Here is a 15,250-nt window from a genome sequence, read left to right as displayed (position 1 = left end):
GATGATTCTTCTCATTGATAATTACGACAGCTTCACCTTCAATCTTGTGCAGTTTTTCGGGGATCTCGGCGCGGAATGCGTAGTCAAGCGCAATGATGCGTTGAGCCCCGAGGATGTTCTGGCCCTGCGGCCCCAGGCGGTGGTGCTCTCGCCGGGGCCCTGCACGCCGAATGAGGCCGGGATCTGTCTGCCGATGGTGCAGGCGGCGGCTGCGGCGAATCTGCCTTTGTTCGGTGTGTGTCTGGGACACCAGGCGATCGGCCAGGCCTTTGGTGGGCAGGTGGTGCGCGCACCACAGCCCGTGCATGGGAAAACCAGCCCGGTCTTCCATGATAATACCGACATTTTCGCAGGCTTGCCGAATCCCTTCACCGCGACGCGCTATCACTCGCTGATCGTCCAGCAGGCGACCCTGCCCAGCACGCTGGTGCCCACGGCGCGTACCGAAGACGGCATTATCATGGGATTGCGCCATGCGGAGCTGCCGATTTACGGCGTGCAGTTTCATCCGGAGAGCATCGCGACCTCGAACGGGCATGATATTCTGCGCAACTTCCTGCGTCTCGCAGGGGTAAAGGTTCCGGTTGCTGCGTGAATAATTCGCTGAAACCGGTGCTTGCGCGCCTCGGTAAGGGGGAAAGCCTGACCGTGTCTGAGGCCGAGGAAGCATTCGGCGTGGTCATGGATGGGCAGGCCACCCCCGCGCAGATCGGCGGGATGCTGATGGCCATGCGCGCACGCGGCGAAACAGTGGCGGAGCTGACCGGCGCGGTCACGGCGATGCGCAAGCGTATGGCCAGGATCGAAGCGCCGGCGGATGCCATGGATGTTTGCGGCACGGGCGGGGATGGCGCCGCCAGCCTCAATATTTCCACCGCGACGGCGTTCGTTCTGGCGGCGTGTGGCGTGCCTGTCGCCAAGCACGGCAACAAGGCGTTGTCCTCGCGCTCAGGCGCCGCGGATGTGTTGATGGCGCTTGGCGTCGCGATCGAGCCGCCCATTGACAGGCTGTCGGCGGTACTGCGCGAGGTTGGGTGCGTCTTTCTATTCGCGCCGCGCCATCACCCCGCACTGCGGCACGCTGCACCGGTTCGGGTGGAGCTTGGCACCCGCACCTTGTTCAACCTGACCGGCCCGATGGCCAATCCGGCCGGGGTGCGCCGCCAGTTGATGGGGGTCTATGACCCGTTCTGGCTGCGCCCGGTGGCGGAGACGTTGCGTGACCTTGGCACGCAAGCCGCCTGGATCGTGCATGGCGCCGGCATGGATGAGCTTGTGCTCGACGACGTGAACCAAGTGGTCGCGTTGAAGAACAACGAGATCAGAGAATTCGGGGTAACAGCCGCGGATGCGGGCCTTGAAGCCGCGCCTGCCTCTGCCTTGAAAGGCGGAGATGCCGCCTATAACGCGGCGGCTTTACTGGCTTTGTTGCGAGGCCAGGCGGGTGCTTATCGTGATACAGTGTTGTTGAATAGCGCTGCCGCGCTGATTGTGGCGGGCCGGGTGGAAACACTGCCCCAAGGGGTCGAGCTAGCGGCGCAAGCGATAGATCGAGGTGACGCTTTGGCTGTTCTGGAACGGTTGAAGCGGGTCTCCGGAGAGCAGGCATGAATATTGTAATCGACGATGTGCTGGCAAAAATCTGCGTGGATAAACGCGCTGAAGTCGCCGAGCGCCAGGGCCGCAGGCCGCTGGATGAGCTGAAGGCCGAGGTCAGGGACGCCGACAAGACGCGTGGCTTCGGCCGGGCTTTGATGGATAAGGCCGCGCAGGACCAGGCCGGACTGATCGCGGAGATCAAGAAGGCCTCGCCCTCGGGCGGTTTGATCCGCCCGGATTTCGAGCCTGCCTCGCTGGCGCGGGCCTACGCGGCCGCCGGCGCGACCTGCCTTTCCGTTCTGACCGACGAGAAATACTTCCAAGGCCAGACTGCGCATCTTGAGGCGGCCCGCGCAGCGGTTTCCCTGCCCGTCATTCGCAAGGATTTCATGCTGGATGAATGGCAGGTCTATGAGAGCCGGGTCATGGGGGCGGACTGCATTCTGCTGATCATGGCGGCGCTTGAGGACGATCAGGCCCGTGATCTCGAAGGGCTCGCTCGGGCTCTGGATATGGATGTTCTGGCGGAAGTCCATAATGAAGAAGAGATGGAGCGCGCGCTTCTGCTGCAGACGCCCTTGATCGGCATCAATAACCGCAATCTGAAGACCATGGTGACGGATATTGCGACGACCGAGCAGCTCTCCAGCCTGTGCCCGCCGAATAAATTCATGATCTCCGAGTCGGGCATCAAGACCAATCAGGATGTCGAAAGGCTGCGGAAGGTCTGTGTGCAGGGGTTCCTCGTCGGCGAATCGCTGATGCGCCAGGACGATCTGGAAGCCGCTGTGCACGCGCTTTTGGGCCATTGAGCCAGCTTACCCATATCGGCGCCGACGGCGCGGCGCGTATGGTCGATGTTTCGGCCAAGACGGTGACGCTTCGCGAGGCGCAGGCCAAGGGGCGGGTGGTGATGCGGCCCGAGACCGTCAGCCTGATCCGCGATAATCAGGCTGAAAAAGGCGACGTGCTCGCCGCGGCGCGAATCGCCGGGATCATGGCGGCAAAGAGAACCGGAGAGCTGATCCCGCTCTGCCATCCGCTGCCGCTGGATGCGATCACCATCGACCTCATCCTGGAGCAGGATTCGGTCGAGATCGTTGCCACAGCCCGGACAACGGCACGCACCGGCATTGAAATGGAAGCCCTGACCGCTGTGAGCCTCGCGGCTTTGACCATTTATGACATGGTCAAGGCCGCCGATAAGACGATGCGGATCGAAGCGATACGCCTGACCCGAAAGACAGGCGGCAAGAGCGGAGATTTTTCGGCGCCATGATCAGCGTCGAAGAGGCGCGCGCCCGGATTGTCGCGGATTTGAAGCCTGTTGCCGTTGAAATGGTCGGGCTGGCCCAGGCCTATCACCGCGTGCTGGCGCGCCCGGTCATCTCCCGGCTGACTGTCCCACCTGGCGATGTTTCGGCCATGGACGGGTATGCGGTGCGTGCCGTTGACACTGACTCCGGCAAGCTGCTTCGGCTGATCGGCGAAGCGCCGGCCGGGCATCCGTTCGCGGGTGAGGTCGGCCCGGGGGAGGCGGTTCGGATCTTTACCGGGAGTACGATCCCGAACGGTGCCGATACCGTTTTGATCCAGGAGAACGCCTCGGCCGCCGGAGATTTGGTTGAACCGACGGGCAGCGTGCGCGTTGGACTCCACATCCGCCGGAAGGGCCAGGATATACAAGCCGGTGACGAGATCTTGCCGGCGGCGGCGCGACTGTCTGTGCGGGATATCGGACTGGCCGCCGCGGCGGGGCATCCCTGGCTGGCTGTTTACCGGCGCCCGCGCATCGCGATCCTCTGCACCGGGGACGAGATTGCCTTGCCGGGTGAGCCGCTTCCCGCCGGGGGGATCGCCAACTCCAACGCCCTGATGCTGAGCGCTTTCGTTACAGCCCATGGTGGCGAGCCGTTGGTGTTGCCGATTGCGCGTGATGCTGCCGATGAAGTCGCGCAGGCGGCGTTAGCTGCCAAAGGGGCTGATCTGTTGCTAACCACAGGCGGGGCGAGTGTTGGCGCCTATGATCTGGTCAGGCAAGGGCTGTCCCAGCACGGCTTCGCACTGGATTTCTGGAAAATCGCGATGCGTCCCGGCAAGCCGCTGATATTTGGCAGACTCGGTGATCTGCCTGTGTTGGGGCTGCCCGGCAATCCCGTGTCCGCTTATGTCTGCGCGGTTTTGTTTTTGCGGTCCGCCATTGAGGTGCTGTCTGGTTTGCCCCCTGAATCGCCAGGCTTTGAAACCGTACGATTGGCAGCGCCGATGCGGGCCAATGATGTGCGGGAAGACTATGTGCGGGCGATCATCGCGAAGACTGCTGACGGCGAAATGCAGGTTACCCCGCTGCAGGTACAGGATTCAGGAATGCTGCGTGCTCTGGCCGGGTCCAACGCGCTGATCCGCCGTGTGCCGTTTTCACCTGCCATCGAGGCGGGTAGTTACGTGGAGATCCTGCGGTTGGATCACTCGTAACGCTTGACGCGAAAACAAGAACTAAACTAGAACATTATCGTGTTGTTGCTTTGTTCCTGAAGCTTTAGAATTCGGAGATGTTCAATGCTGACGCCGAAACAGCATGAATTGCTGTTATTCATCGACCGGCATCTGCGCGAGACCGGATGTAGCCCCAGCTTCGAGGAAATGAAGGAGGCCCTGGACCTCCGTTCAAAATCCGGAATCCATCGGTTGATTTCCGCCCTGGAAGAACGAGGCTTCCTGCGTCGCCACAAGCACAGGGCGAGGGCTCTGGAAGTGGTGCGGCTGCCGCAGGATATCACGCCGAGCAAGGCGCAGGCGCATGGTTTTGCGCCCAACGTCATTCAAGGACATTTTGGGACGCGAGGGCTGTCGCAGCAAGATGAGCTGGAGAGTTTTGAACCATCCGCGATTTCTCTGCCGCTTTACGGTAAAATCGCCGCTGGCCTGCCGATCGAGGCCTTGCGCGACAATGAAGAGACGATTGAAATCCCGCTCTCCATGCTTGGCACCGGGGAACATTTCGCATTGACCGTCGAAGGCGATTCGATGATCGAAGCGGGAATTCTGGACGGCGATACAGTGATCATCAGGCGCGGCGATACGGCGGAAAACGGGCAAATTATCGTCGCGTTGGTCGATGACCACGAGGTGACGCTGAAGCGGCTGCGTCGGAAAGGGCAGTCCATTGCGTTGGAGCCGGCCAATATCCGGTATGAAACCAGAATTTTCCCGGCTGAACGTGTCCGTGTTCAAGGCCGCCTGATCGCGCTGTTGCGGCAATATTAACCGCGTGCCGCAGAGCTTAGAGCATCAAGCATTTAGCTTGATGCTCTAACTTTTGTTTTTGCGAGCAATTTCATGTGTTTATCTTGACGCTGGCGCGTCAACCTAAACACATATTGCTCTAGTTGGTTGATCCGGTCCCCTCCGAGGCCCGATCAATAGCGATCAGTGGCGAGAGGCTTTATTCTGCCGCCGGCGCTGTTGCTCGCTGAGCTTGCCGCCAGGTTTTGGCGCGTAAGGCTTCGGCGCCGCTTTCGTTTTGAAATCGCCGCGTTCGGAAATGTGCGCGCGGGAGCGTGAGGGGCTGCTCGGCGGCGCGGCGGGTTCGATCCGCGCTTCGGTCTGGGCGTTCGCCGCATTGGCAAAGGCGCTCGCGGCATGGGCCGCGATTTCGAACTTGGTTTCGCGCTCAAAAATGCGAATAGCGCCGATCTCTTGTTTGCTGACGCCGCCCGCCTTGCAGATCAGCGGCACAAGCCAGCGCGGATCGGCATTTTGTTTGCGGCCAAGGGCCACGCGAAACCAGGTTCCCTCGCTGACGGGGCCATGGGATGCCTTGCCGGTATGCGGCGCGCGGGCGGGGCGCTGGGCTTCGGGCGGCAGGATCGTGACGTGAGCCGCGCTTGGCAGATGGGCCTGGGCCAGTTTCACAAAAGCCGCGGCGATGATTTCCGGTGAACTCCGGGCCAGAAGCTTCTGGCAGAGTTCCAGTTCGAATTCGCCGGGTGTTTCTTGCAGCTGCGGATTGTTCAGCAGGCGTATCTCATCCTTTGCACGGATATCCTCCGGCGTCGGCGGGTCAACCCAGACAGCCTGGGCATTCGCCTCCCGCAAGAGCAACTCCGCCCGGCGGCGACGCGCCGGCGGGACGAGCAGGACGGAAACCCCCTTACGCCCCGCGCGCCCGGTACGGCCGGACCGATGCAGGAAGGTTGCCTTGTTGGTGGGAAGGTCCGCGTGAATGACCAGGTCGAGATCCGGCAGATCCAAACCCCGCGCGGCGACGTCTGTTGCGATGCAGACCTGGGCCCGGCCGTCGCGCAGCGCGGACAGGGCGGCGTTACGCTCAGCCTGGGATAGTTCTCCCGACAAGGCTGCCGCGGTGAAACCCCGGGCGACGAGGTTGGCGTGAAGCGTGCGCACCGTATCCCGGGTGGCGCAAAAAACGAGCGCCCTGCTATCCTGCGCTCTCAATATATTGACGAGGGCGGCTTCGAGTTCATGGCCGGCAGCGCGGACGGCGCGGTACTCGATATCGGCATGCGGCTGATTGGCGGCGACGGTGTCGATACGCAGGGCATTTTGCTGATAGGTTCGGGCCAGTGCCGCGATGTCGCGCGCGATGGTGGCTGAAAACAGCAAGGTGCGGCGGGAGGCCGGCGCCGCGCTGAGAATGAATTCGAGTTCTTCCCGGAAGCCGAGATCGAGCATTTCGTCGGCTTCGTCGAGCACCACGGCTTCGAGCTCGTCGAGGCGCAGATTGCCACGCTCGATATGGTCTTTCAGACGGCCCGGCGTGCCAACCACGAAATGGCACCCGCCGGCCAGGAGGCGCGCCTCGCGTCGTGCGTCCATCCCGCCGACGCAGGACAGGATCCGGGCGCCGGTGAATTCGTAAAGCCAGGTCAATTCGGCATGCACTTGAAGCGCAAGCTCACGGGTAGGGGCGATCACCAGCACCAGAGGCGCGTGCGTGGCTGGCATCGACGCGGACTCGCCGAGGATGCTACCCGCTAAAGCAAGGCCGAATGCGACGGTCTTCCCGGAGCCGGTTTGGGCAGATACGAGCAGGTCACGCCCGTCAGCTTCCGGCGTGAGGACTGCGCTTTGTACGGAGGTGGGGTCGGCATAGCCGCGCTGAGCGAGAGCTTTGGCGAGGCTGGGATTGGTATCGGGGAAGGGCATGAGCGGCTCTTAGGGGCTGGGGCGCCAGGCAACAAGCGGTGGATTAGCCGTGCAGCCGTGCAGCGGCGCATATTCATGCGTATTTGGGTCGAGAATCGTAAAAATGGCGGCTATTTTAGCTGAAATGCTTGCGTTGGAGCAGCATTTCGGGATTGAAGGCCGCCACAGCGTGGCCTATGCTGTTTTCGCTTGGCTAGAGCCCGGTGCCCCGAAAGTCTTTTAGAGGACAGTTTTTATAGTGCGACCCCCGAAGAATGACCGCCAGCGGCAGAGCCGCCGCCGTGGTTTCGACGACGATAATTTTTATGGTAACGCTCCTTCATTCCCGCCGTCTTTCTCGGGGTTTGGGGCACAATCAACTGCCCCCGAAGCAAAGGCCACTGTGAAGTGGTATAATGCTGAAAAGGGGTTTGGTTTCGTCGAGATGGCAGATGGCTCCGGCGACGTGTTTCTTCACGCCAACTCGCTTCAGAGTGCTGGTTTCCAGTCCGTCACTCCCGGTTCTGTTCTGCAGATCCGTGTCGGGCAGGGGCAGAAGGGCCGCCAGGTCAATCAGGTTATTTCCGTGACCGAGGGTGATGCCCCGCCGCCGCGTGCGCCGGGCGGTTTCGGTGGCGGCGGTTTCGACCGTCCACGCGCGCCGCGCGCCCCCCGCCAGCAGGCATCCGGCCCGGCTGTTGAGATGGCTGGTATCGTGAAATGGTACAATGCCACCAAGGGGTTTGGCTTCATCAGCCCGGAAGCTGGCGGCAAGGACGTGTTTGTCCATGCCACTGCGCTTGAGGCGGCCGGCTTGTCGCCGCTGCAAGAGGGCCAGGCGGTGAAGATGAGTGTGGTGCAAGGCTCCAAGGGGCCGGAAGTTTCAGCAATCATCGTCGATTAATCGATGAATTTCCGTGAAAAACCCCGCTCCTGCGGGGTTTTTTGCGTTTTGAGGGGCGATTAGTGTGACTGCAAGAGATCTTGGCTCTTGGTCAGCTTGACCCCAGCGTTTTGCATGGCCGCGCGGGCCTTCGCGCTGGAGCCTTGTAAATCTATCGCCCGGCACGCATCCTCAACAACCCAAACCTCGAAGCCTGCTTGGGCGGCGTCCTCGGCTGTCCAGCGCACGCAGAAATCAAAGGCTAGGCCGCATATATATAGGTGTGTGATGCTCCGTTCCCGCAGATAGCCGGCAAGGCCGGTGGGTGTGGCGCGGTCCGCTTCCAGGAAGCCCGAATAGCTGTCGATTGAGGAGTGGCTGCCCTTTCGCAGGATGAGGCCTGCGTGTGGAATATCGAGCCCGGGGACGAGCGCGGCGCCCAGTGTTCCCATGACGCAATGGGTGGGCCATAGGACTTGGGGGCCGTAAGGCAGCTGGATTGTGTCAAATACGGCTTTTCCCGGATGGTTGGCGGCGAAGGAGGTGTGGTCAGCCGGATGCCAGTCCTGGGTGAGCACAACGTCGTCGAAATACCGCGCCAGGCTGTTGATCAAAGGCGCTATTTCATGGCCGCCGGGTACGGCAAGCGCGCCGCCGGGGCAGAAATCATTTTGCAGGTCGATAACCAGAAGGGCCACTTTTTTTTGCATGGCTTATATTATCGGGAAAACGCGAGCGGGTGCTAGACAGTAGGGTACGGTTGAGTTAAGGCTCCGCCCTTCGGAACGTGGGAGGCTTGGACAGGTGTGTCCGGCTGCTTGAACCGCGGTCCAATGGCGCAAGCCATAGGATGAAAGGAGCCAGAAATGGCTAAGAAAGTTGTCGGCTATATCAAGCTGCAGATCCCTGCGGGCAAGGCGAACCCGTCGCCGCCGGTGGGTCCCGCGCTCGGCCAGCGTGGTCTGAATATCATGCAGTTCGTCAAGGAATTCAATGCGGCGACGCAGCAGATGGAGCCGGGCATGCCGGTTCCGGTGGTAATCACCGCCTTTGCTGACCGCACCTTCTCCTTCATCATGAAGACCCCGCCCAATACCTACTTCCTGAAGAAGGCGGCGGGCATCGACAAGGGCACCACGACCCCCGGCAAGGGCGCGGCTGTGGGCAAGGTGACGACCGCGCAGCTGCGCGAGATCGCCGCGACCAAGATGAAGGACATGAACGCGAACGATGTTGACGGCGCTGTGCGCATGCTGGCGGGCTCAGCTCGCTCCATGGGCCTGACCGTGGTGGAGGGCTAAACGATGGCCAAAGATAAGCGTCTGAACGCTGCCCGCGAGACGGTTGAGCGCAACAAGCTGTACGCCCTGACCGATGCCGTGTCGCTGGCGAAGAAGAATGCCACCGCGAAGTTCGACGAGACCATCGAGATCTCGCTGAACCTGGGCATTGATCCGCGTCACGCCGACCAGATGGTCCGTGGCCTGATCTCGCTGCCGAACGGCACCGGCAAGACCCTGCGCGTGGGCGTGTTCGCCCGCGGCCCGAAGGCCGAAGAGGCGCTGGCCGCCGGCGCCGACGTGGTCGGTGCTGACGATCTGGCTGAGAAGGTCCAGGCCGGTGACATCCAGTTCGACCGCTGCATCGCGACCCCGGACATGATGGGCGTTGTGGGTAAGCTCGGTAAGATCCTCGGCCCGCGCGGCCTGATGCCGAACCCGAAGCTGGGCACCGTGACCATGGACGTGAAGGGCGCGATCACCGCTGCCAAGTCCGGCCAGGTCGAGTTCCGTGCTGAGAAGGCTGGTATCATCCATGCCGGCATCGGCAAGGCGAGCTTCGAGGCGGACAAGTTGGTTGAGAACGCCAAGGCGTTGATCGACGCCGTGCAGAAGGCGAAGCCGACCGGCGCCAAGGGTACCTACCTGCAGAAGGTGGCGCTGTCCTCCACGATGGGCCCTGGCGTGCGCGTGGACGTGTCCACCGTCGCCTAAGGTTTTTTGAGAATACGCTTTGGCCGGAAGGCCGAAGCGGGCAGGGGGCCGCAAGGCTCCCGACCTGTCCAAGACCGTATGTATCCTCGGATTTAATGGGGGTTCCCCGCAAACGGTAGAGAGGTGCCAGATGTTTCGCTTCGGCGGGGCTTTGGTGGTTCTGACATAGGACAGGCGAAAGTGGCCGGGATGGTCCCGGTTGCTTGGGTAACCTGGGTGGTGAGGCGGCAACGCCAAGCTGCCCGTCAAGTTGGAGACGGATGTGGATCGCATAGAGAAGCGTGAATTCGTCGCTGAACTGTCTGCGGTGTTCGCGGATACGTCCATGGTTGTCGTCACCCGGAATGACGGGATGACGGTGGCTGATGTGACCAATCTGCGCCGCAAGATGCGTGAGGCGGGGGTGAGCTTCAAGGTTGCGAAAAATCGTCTGGCCCTTCTTGCTCTTGAAGGAACCCGGTTCGACGGTATCGCGCCCCTGCTGAAGGGGCCGACCGCGCTGGCATGGTCTGCTGACCCTGTTGCCGCGGCCAAGGTTGCCGTCGACTTCGCCAAGACCAATGACAAGTTTGTTCTGTTGGGCGGCGCCCTCGGCAATCAGGTTCTGAATGTCGACGGTGTCAAGGCGCTCTCCGAGCTGCCGTCCCTGGACAGCCTGCGTGCCAAGCTCCTGGGGCTTATCCAAGCCCCGGCGACCAAGGTGGCCGGCGTCCTGCAGGCTCCGGCCGGACAACTTGCGCGGGTCTTCGCGGCGTATGCCGATTCCCAGAAGAGCGAGGCGGCCTAAGGTTTTCGCCCGCTTGTCGCTTTTTCGCGGGGCCGCGCGGTGCGGCCTTGCATTGAACCAAACAAAGCCTATCTTATCGAAGGATTATTCTAATGGCTGACCTGAACGCGCTCGTTGAAGAGCTGTCGAAGCTGACCGTCCTGGAGGCCGCTGAGCTCTCCAAGCTGCTCGAAGAGAAGTGGGGCGTTTCCGCTGCCGCGCCGGTGGCTGTTGCCGCTGCTGCCCCGGCTGGCGGTGCGCCGGCTGCTGCTGCTGAGGAGCAGACCGAGTTCACGGTGATCCTCGCCAATGGCGGCGACAAGAAGATCAACGTGATCAAGGAAATTCGCACCATCACCGGCCTGGGCCTCAAGGAAGCCAAGGACCTGGTCGAGGGTGCGCCGAAGACAGTCAAGGAGAATGTCTCCAAGGACGAGGCTGCGGCCATCAAGAAGACGCTGGAAGAGCAGGGCGCGACTGTCGAAGTCAAGTAATTCCTCTTCCCGCGACGGTGTGATTATGCCGTTGCGTGCATAGGGTAAAAGGGCAGGCGGTGACCTTTGGGGCGCCGCCTGCCACCTGTTTCTTAAGACTACGCTTTTTTAGACGATCAATCTGACCGAGGGTGATGCGATGAACGCGATCAATGGTTTTGGCAAAGGGTCTTTCACCAGCCGCAAGCGCATTCGCAAGAGCTTCAGCCGTATCCCTGAAGTCGCGCCGATGCCAAACCTCATCGACGTGCAGCGTGCGAGCTATGATTCGTTCCTGCAGATGAATGTGAAGGCCGACGCACGGACCAACTCTGGCCTGCAGGAAGTCTTCAAGTCGGTCTTCCCGATCGACGATTTCGCCGGCCGCGGCCGCCTGGAGTTCGTGCATTACGAGCTCGAAGAGCCGAAATATGATGTCGAGGAGTGCATCCAGCGCGGCATGACCTACGCCGCCCCGCTGAAGGTGATCCTGCGTCTGATCGTGTGGGATCTGGACGAGGATACCGGCGCGCGCTCCATTCGCGACATCAAAGAGCAGCCTGTTTACATGGGCGACATGCCGCTGATGACGGACAACGGCACCTTCGTGGTGAACGGTACCGAGCGCGTGATCGTCTCCCAGATGCACCGCTCGCCGGGCGTGTTCTTCGACCATGACCGCGGCAAGACCCATTCCTCGGGCAAGTATCTCTTCACCGCCCGCGTGATCCCCTATCGCGGCTCCTGGCTCGATTTCGAGTTCGACGCCAAGGATCTGATTTATGTGCGCATCGATCGTAAGCGTAAGCTGCCGGCCACCACGCTGCTCTACGCGCTGCCCTCCGCCGCCACCGAGCAGCTGATCGAGGCCCGCGCCGCCAAGGGCGAGAGCGTCGAGATCGGCGAAATCAAGGGCATGGATTCTGAGGAGATCCTGAATTTCTTCTATGGCAAGGTCGTGTTCTCGAAGCAGAAGGGCCAGTGGTCCCGTCCGTTCGAGGCGGATTCCTTCCGGAACCTGAAGCTGATCGAAGATCTGGTGGACGCGCAGACCGGCGAGGTTGTCGCCAAGGTCGAGGACAAGCTGACCGCGCGTACCGTACGCAAGATCGCCGAGAAGACCAAGAACGTGCTGGTGGCGCGCGCCGATCTGGTTGGCCGCTACCTGGGCGAGGACATCTATGACCCGAATACGGGCGAGATCTTTGGTGAGGCCGGCGAAGAACTGACCGATCAGAAGCTGACCGCGCTTGAGGATAAGGGCATTGACGAGCTGCCGACCCTGGCGATCGACCAGCAGAACGGCCCGTGGATTCGCAACACGCTGGCGGCGGACAAGAACGCCAACCGTGAAGACGCGCTGATCGACATCTACCGCGTGATGCGCCCGGGCGAGCCGCCGACCTCCGAGACCGCTGAGGCGCTGTTCAAGGGCCTGTTCTTCGATTCCGACCGCTATGATCTCTCGGCCGTGGGCCGCGTGAAGATGAATATGCGTCTGGGCATCGATGTGCCGGATACCGTGCGCACCCTGCGCAAGGACGATATTCTGCGCACCATCAAGATCATGAACGAGCTCAAGGATGGGCGCGGCGCGATCGACGATATCGATAATCTCGGCAACCGCCGTGTGCGCTCCGTCGGTGAGCTGATGGAGAACCAGTATCGCGTCGGCCTGCTGCGTATGGAGCGCGCCATCCGCGAGCGTATGGGCTCCGTCGATATTGACAGCGTGATGCCGCACGACCTCATCAACGCCAAGCCGGCTGCGGCTGCGGTGCGCGAGTTCTTCGGCTCCAGCCAGCTCAGCCAGTTCATGGACCAGACCAATCCGCTCTCCGAAGTGACGCATAAGCGTCGCCTCTCCGCGCTTGGGCCGGGCGGTCTGACCCGCGAGCGTGCTGGCTTCGAAGTCCGCGACGTTCACCCGACCCATTATGGCCGTATTTGCCCGATTGAGACGCCGGAAGGCCCGAATATCGGTCTGATCAACTCGCTGGCCACCTACGCCAAGGTGAACAAATACGGCTTCATCGAGACCCCTTACCAGCTGGTGACGGACGGCAAGGTGCAGCCGGAGTTCAAATATCTCTCCGCCATGGAAGAGGAGCGGCTGGTGGTCGCCCAGGCCGACGCGAACAAGGCCGAGGACGGGCAGCTCAAGGACGATCTGGTATCCGTGCGCCGCAATGGCGACTTCTTGATGGTCAAGCCGGAAGACGTGACCGCCATCGACGTCTCGCCGAAGCAGCTGGTTTCCGTCGCGGCAGCTCTGATTCCGTTCCTTGAGAATGATGACGCCAACCGCGCGCTGATGGGCTCGAACATGCAGCGTCAGGCTGTGCCGCTGATCCGCTCCGACGCACCGATCGTCGGCACCGGCATGGAAGCGGCTGTGGCACGCGATTCCGGCGCCACCATCGTGGCCAAGCGGGCGGGTATCATCGACCAGATCGATGGCGCACGTATCGTCGTGCGCGCCACTGGCGAGGACGGGGCGACCCAGGGCGTCGATATCTATCGTCTGCGCAAATATATGCGCTCCAACCAGAGCACCTGCATCAATCAGCGTCCGCTGGTGAAGGTCGGTGACCGCGTGTCTGCCGGCGACATCATTGCCGACGGCCCGTCCACGGAGCTGGGCGAGCTGGCGCTGGGCCGCAACGCGCTGTGCGCCTTCATGCCCTGGAACGGCTATAACTTCGAAGACTCCATCCTGATCTCCGAGCGGATCGCCAAGGATGACGTGTTCACCTCCATCCACATCGAGGAATTCGAGGTGATGGCGCGTGACACCAAGCTGGGGCAGGAAGAAATCACCCGCGACATTCCCAATGTCGGCGAGGAAGCTTTGCGCAACCTCGACGAGGCCGGTATCGTCTATATCGGCGCGGAAGTTCACCCGGGCGACATTCTGGTCGGCAAGGTGACGCCGAAGGGCGAGAGCCCGATGACCCCGGAAGAGAAGCTGCTGCGCGCCATCTTCGGCGAAAAGGCCTCCGATGTGCGTGACACCTCGCTGCGTCTGCCGCCCGGCACCTCCGGCACTATCGTCGATGTGCGTGTGTTCAACCGCCGCGGCGTGGATAAGGATGAGCGCGCGCTGGCGATCGAGCGCGCCGAGATCGAGCGTCTGGCCAAGGACCGTGACGACGAAAAGGGCATCCAGGAGCGCTCCTTCCTGAACCGTCTGCGCGAGGCGCTGATCGGCCAGGTTGCTGGCTCCGGCTTCAAGGGTATCAAGGCGGGGACGGAAATCACCGCCGAGCTGCTGTCCGAGCAGCCGCGCGGCGCCTGGCGCAACGTGGTCGTGCAGGACGACGCGGTGATGGCGAATATCGAGCTGATGAAGCGCGAGTTCGACGCCGCGGTGAAGAAGCTGCAGGACCGCTTCGAGAGCAAGGTCGAGAAGCTGCAGCGCGGCGACGAGCTCCTCCCCGGCGTGATGAAGATGGTCAAGGTGTTCGTGGCGGTGAAGCGCAAGCTGCAGCCGGGCGACAAAATGGCCGGCCGTCACGGCAACAAGGGTGTGGTCTCGCGCGTGGTGCCGGTCGAGGACATGCCGTTCCTGGAGGATGGCACGCCGGTCGATCTGGTGCTGAACCCGCTGGGCGTGCCCTCGCGCATGAATGTCGGGCAGATCCTGGAAGTGCATCTGGGTTGGGCCTGTGCCAATCTCGGCAAGCAGATCGGCAAGGCGGTGGAAGAGTATCGCCGCACCGGTGAGGCGCGCCTTGAGCTGCTGGACCGGCTGAAGCTGGCCTATGGCGAGGAAATCTTCGAGAGCCAGATCAAGGATCTCGATGATGATGCGCTGGTCGAGCTGGCCCGCAACGTCACCAAGGGCGTGCCGATCGCGACCCCGGTGTTCGACGGTGCCCGTATTCCGGACATCGAGGAGATGCTGGCCAAGGCCGGTGTCGATATTTCCGGTCAGAGCACGCTGATCGATGGCCGCACGGGTGAGCCGTTCGAGCGGAAGGTGACGGTTGGGTATATGTATATGCTCAAGCTCCACCATCTCGTCGACGACAAGATCCATGCCCGCTCCATCGGCCCATACTCGCTGGTCACCCAGCAGCCGCTGGGCGGTAAGGCGCAGTTCGGTGGCCAGCGCTTCGGTGAGATGGAGGTCTGGGCGCTGGAAGCTTACGGCGCGGCCTACACGCTGCAGGAAATGCTGACGGTGAAGTCCGACGACGTGTCCGGCCGTACCAAGGTCTATGAGGCGATCGTGCGCGAGCAGGACAATTTCGAAGCTGGTATCCCCGAGAGCTTCAACGTGCTGCTGAAGGAACTGAAATCCTTGGGCCTGAACGTCGATCTGGAGCAGTCGGCCTCTTAAGGCCGGCATTCCCAGAGCGACTACAGGATACCAGGCCAAGAT

General features: G+C 61.9%; 14 protein-coding genes. 12 read left to right on the top strand and 2 right to left on the bottom strand.

Annotated elements, in window-relative coordinates; genetic code table 11:
• Position 1 precedes the first annotated feature (1 nt).
• The 6 genes from T331_RS0108085 to lexA all read left to right on the top strand — a co-directional run bounded on the left by T331_RS0108085 (position 2) and on the right by lexA (position 4,866).
• Positions 2–595: an anthranilate synthase component II gene (locus T331_RS0108085; protein ID WP_026439635.1), complete on the top strand. Its 594-nt coding sequence runs from the start codon at positions 2–4 to the stop codon at positions 593–595.
• Positions 592–1,611, top strand: coding sequence for an anthranilate phosphoribosyltransferase (gene trpD / locus T331_RS0108080; RefSeq protein WP_026439634.1), 1,020 nt, complete (start codon positions 592–594; stop codon positions 1,609–1,611). The genes T331_RS0108085 and trpD overlap by 4 nt, the downstream gene beginning before the upstream one ends.
• On the top strand, positions 1,608–2,411 hold the full coding sequence (gene trpC, locus T331_RS0108075; protein ID WP_035179631.1) for an indole-3-glycerol phosphate synthase TrpC: 804 nt from the start codon (positions 1,608–1,610) through the stop codon (positions 2,409–2,411). The genes trpD and trpC overlap by 4 nt, the downstream gene beginning before the upstream one ends.
• Positions 2,408–2,878 carry a cyclic pyranopterin monophosphate synthase MoaC gene (gene moaC, locus T331_RS0108070; protein WP_026439632.1) on the top strand — a complete coding sequence of 157 codons (471 nt, stop codon included), beginning with the start codon at positions 2,408–2,410 and terminating at the stop codon, positions 2,876–2,878. The genes trpC and moaC overlap by 4 nt, the downstream gene beginning before the upstream one ends.
• Positions 2,875–4,074, top strand: coding sequence for a molybdopterin molybdotransferase MoeA (locus T331_RS0108065; RefSeq protein WP_026439631.1), 1,200 nt, complete (start codon positions 2,875–2,877; stop codon positions 4,072–4,074). The genes moaC and T331_RS0108065 overlap by 4 nt, the downstream gene beginning before the upstream one ends.
• A gap of 84 nt (positions 4,075–4,158) precedes the next feature.
• The gene (lexA, locus tag T331_RS0108060; protein ID WP_026439630.1) at positions 4,159–4,866 is read left to right on the top strand and encodes a transcriptional repressor LexA; all 708 of its coding nucleotides are present in this window, start codon (positions 4,159–4,161) and stop codon (positions 4,864–4,866) included.
• A 162-nt stretch (positions 4,867–5,028) separates the two neighbouring features.
• On the opposite strand, the gene T331_RS17800 is transcribed toward lexA, so the two are convergent.
• Positions 5,029–6,768: a DEAD/DEAH box helicase gene (locus T331_RS17800; RefSeq protein ID WP_051622256.1), complete on the bottom strand. Its 1,740-nt coding sequence runs from the start codon at positions 6,766–6,768 to the stop codon at positions 5,029–5,031.
• A gap of 238 nt (positions 6,769–7,006) precedes the next feature.
• Here T331_RS17800 and T331_RS20540 point away from each other — a divergent pair, with 238 nt between their 5' ends.
• Positions 7,007–7,651, top strand: coding sequence for a cold-shock protein (locus T331_RS20540; protein ID WP_081822170.1), 645 nt, complete (start codon positions 7,007–7,009; stop codon positions 7,649–7,651).
• A gap of 59 nt (positions 7,652–7,710) precedes the next feature.
• On the opposite strand, the gene pncA is transcribed toward T331_RS20540, so the two are convergent.
• Positions 7,711–8,340: a bifunctional nicotinamidase/pyrazinamidase gene (gene pncA, locus T331_RS0108040; protein ID WP_026439629.1), complete on the bottom strand. Its 630-nt coding sequence runs from the start codon at positions 8,338–8,340 to the stop codon at positions 7,711–7,713.
• Between the two features lie 156 nt (positions 8,341–8,496).
• On the opposite strand from pncA, the gene rplK reads away from it, so the two are divergent.
• From rplK to rpoB, 5 genes are all read left to right on the top strand, one after another.
• On the top strand, positions 8,497–8,931 hold the full coding sequence (rplK, locus tag T331_RS0108035) for a 50S ribosomal protein L11 (protein WP_008494531.1): 435 nt from the start codon (positions 8,497–8,499) through the stop codon (positions 8,929–8,931).
• A 3-nt stretch (positions 8,932–8,934) separates the two neighbouring features.
• Positions 8,935–9,624 carry a 50S ribosomal protein L1 gene (gene rplA, locus T331_RS0108030; RefSeq protein ID WP_008494532.1) on the top strand — a complete coding sequence of 230 codons (690 nt, stop codon included), beginning with the start codon at positions 8,935–8,937 and terminating at the stop codon, positions 9,622–9,624.
• A 262-nt stretch (positions 9,625–9,886) separates the two neighbouring features.
• Positions 9,887–10,411, top strand: a complete 525-nt coding sequence (gene rplJ / locus T331_RS0108025) for a 50S ribosomal protein L10 (protein WP_008494533.1) — start codon at positions 9,887–9,889, stop codon at positions 10,409–10,411.
• Between the two features lie 92 nt (positions 10,412–10,503).
• Positions 10,504–10,884 (top strand): 50S ribosomal protein L7/L12, encoded by a 381-nt coding sequence (gene rplL, locus T331_RS0108020; RefSeq protein ID WP_008494534.1) that lies wholly within the window; start codon positions 10,504–10,506, stop codon positions 10,882–10,884.
• A 139-nt stretch (positions 10,885–11,023) separates the two neighbouring features.
• Positions 11,024–15,208: a DNA-directed RNA polymerase subunit beta gene (rpoB, locus tag T331_RS0108015; protein WP_008494535.1), complete on the top strand. Its 4,185-nt coding sequence runs from the start codon at positions 11,024–11,026 to the stop codon at positions 15,206–15,208.
• Positions 15,209–15,250: the final 42 nt, after the last annotated feature.

Origin of the sequence: Acidocella facilis ATCC 35904, assembly GCF_000687875.1 — a bacterium.
Lineage (GTDB): Bacteria > Pseudomonadota > Alphaproteobacteria > Acetobacterales > Acetobacteraceae > Acidocella > Acidocella facilis.
Note: the sequence above shows the minus strand (reverse complement) of the source record. Positions and strands in the feature narration are given on the sequence as shown.